The organism is Streptomyces sp. KLMMK, assembly GCF_036961605.1.
In the GTDB taxonomy this organism is placed as follows: domain Bacteria; phylum Actinomycetota; class Actinomycetes; order Streptomycetales; family Streptomycetaceae; genus Streptomyces; species Streptomyces telluris.
Genome location: NZ_JBAMDC010000639.1, coordinates 1 through 2251 on the forward strand (window position 1 = coordinate 1; position 2251 = coordinate 2251).

A 2251-nucleotide genomic window follows, 5' to 3' on the forward strand; every position below is an offset into this window, starting at 1 on the left:
CGGCGAGAGCACCCACGCCCGCAGGTCGAGGTCGGAGCCGAGCAGGTCGAGGACGACTTCGGGGCCGCCGCCCGCCGGGCCCGACGTCATCAGCCGGCGGTGCCGGTCGACGACGGCCGCCAGGTCCCCAGCGCGCTCGCTCGACACCTGCCGGACGACGTGCTCGGTGATGGAGGCGAAGGAGACGTTCTCGTGGACCGCGAACAGCGGCAGACGGTGGCGGTCGCATGCCCGTACGAGGTCGTCCGGGATGGAGGCCATCTCGGCCTCGCCCGCCGCGAGCCCCGCCACGCCCGCGCCCGTGAGGATCCGCACGAACCGCTCGGAGTCCTCCGGCTCCCGCCGCCAGGCGAGCCCGGTGAGGACCAGTTCGCCGCCGGAGAGGTAGCGGCTGGGGTCGCGCAGGTCGGTCGTCATCACGCCGCGCACCGTGCGGTCCAGCTCGTCCTCGCCGCCGAGCAGGCGGAGGCCCAGCGCTTCGGTCTCCAGCAGTGCGCGCAGCCGCATCGTGGTCGCCGCCGATCTGTCTTGTTGTTACCAGTGGAATGCAGTGAGGTTTCCCAACCCCGTCTTTCGTTCGAATCTACAAGATGAGCGCTCTGGCCAGCCAACCGCTTCATGTTTTCGGTGACTGCACCGTCCCGCCGGACGCTCGGTGTACTGGGCCCACAGCGTGCGGCACGGCCGCGGAGGGCGGCGGACCGCCACGCGGAATCCCCCACCGGACCCCGGGCACGCCCCCCGCACACCCCGGCACACCCCGGCACATCCCGGCACATCCCTCGGACGACCGTGTGAGACCGATCGAGAAGAGAAGCCCCATGGAGTTCCTGCGCCCCGGCACCTGGGAGGAGGCTCTGGCCGCCAAGGCCGAGCACCCGGAGGCCGTGCCCATCGCGGGCGGCACGGACGTGATGGTCGAGATCAACTTCGATCAGCGCCGGCCGGACCACCTGCTGGACCTGACCCGCATCGGCGATTTGTACGAATGGGAGACCGGGGAGGACGAGGTCCGGCTGGGCGCCTCCGTCCCGTACGCACGGATCATGGAGAAGCTGCGGGCCGAGCTGCCCGGCCTGGCGCTCGCGGCGCACACCGTCGGCTCGCCGCAGATCCGCAACCGGGGCAGCGTCGGCGGCAACCTCGGCGCCGCCTCCCCCGCCGGGGACTCCCACCCGCCCCTGCTGGCGGCGGGCGCGCGGGTGGAGGCGGAGTCCGTGCGCGGCACCCGCCTGATCCCCGCCGAGGAGTTCTACACCGGCGTCAAGCGCAACGCCCTCGCCCCGGACGAGCTGATCCGGGCCGTGCGCATCGCGCGCGCCGACGGGCCGCAGCAGTTCTCCAAGGTCGGCACCCGCAACGCCATGGTCATCGCCGTGTGCGCGTTCTCCCTCGCCCTGCACCCGCGCAGCCGCACGGTGCGCACCGGCATCGGCTCCGCGGCCCCCACGCCGGTGCGGGCCCGCGCCGCGGAGGACTTCCTCACCGCGGCCCTGGAGGAGGGCGGCTGCTGGGAGTCCGGGCGGCCCGTGCCGCCCTCGGCCGCCCGCCGGTTCGCCGAGCTCGCCGCCGGGGCGTGCAACCCGATCGACGACGTGCGCGGCAGCGCCCGCTACCGCCGGCACGCGGTCGCCGTGATGGCGCGCCGCACGCTCGGCTGGACGTGGGACGCCTACCGCGGCGGGGGGAGGGACAGCCAATGCGCGTGAACTTCACGGTCAACGGCCGGCCGCAGCAGGCCGACGACGTGTGGGAGGGCGAGAGCCTGCTCTACGTCCTGCGGGAGCGGCTCGGGCTGCCGGGCTCGAAGAACGCCTGCGAGCAGGGCGAGTGCGGCTCGTGCACGGTCCGGCTGGACGGGCTGCCGGTGTGCGCCTGCCTGGTGGCGGCGGGCCAGGCCGAGGGGCGGGAGGTCGTCACCGTCGAGGGCCTCGCCGAGCACGCCCGGCGGCGCGCCGCGGGCACCGGCACACCGGAGGAACCGGCCGGGACGAGCCTGGACGAGGCCCTGCGCCGGCCGGCGGCACCGGACGGCGGCACGGGCGCCGCGGAGCTCTCCCCGGTCCAGCAGGCCTTCGTCGATGCCGGTGCCGTCCAGTGCGGATTCTGCACCCCCGGCCTGCTCGTCGCCGCCGACGAGCTCATCGAGCGCAACCCCGAGCCCTCCGACGCGGACATCCGCGAGGCCCTGTCGGGCAACCTGTGCCGGTGTACCGGCTACGAGACGATCCTCGACGCGGTGCGCCTCGCG

General features: G+C 74.5%; 3 protein-coding genes. 2 read left to right on the forward strand and 1 reads right to left on the reverse strand.

What is annotated here, in order from left to right; all coding sequences use genetic code 11:
* Positions 1-507, reverse strand: a 507-nt coding sequence (locus V7793_RS36595; RefSeq protein WP_336013990.1) for a PucR family transcriptional regulator ligand-binding domain-containing protein, incomplete at its 3' end; no start/stop codon positions are given.
* A gap of 314 nt (positions 508-821) precedes the next feature.
* On the opposite strand from V7793_RS36595, the gene V7793_RS36600 reads away from it, so the two are divergent.
* Both V7793_RS36600 and V7793_RS36605 read left to right on the forward strand, forming a co-directional pair.
* A complete protein-coding gene (locus V7793_RS36600; RefSeq protein WP_336013991.1) occupies positions 822-1709 on the forward strand; it encodes an FAD binding domain-containing protein in 888 nt (295 codons plus the stop codon).
* Positions 1700-2251 (forward strand): (2Fe-2S)-binding protein (locus tag V7793_RS36605; protein WP_336013992.1); only part of this gene is annotated, 552 nt, incomplete at its 3' end. The genes V7793_RS36600 and V7793_RS36605, both read left to right, overlap by 10 nt.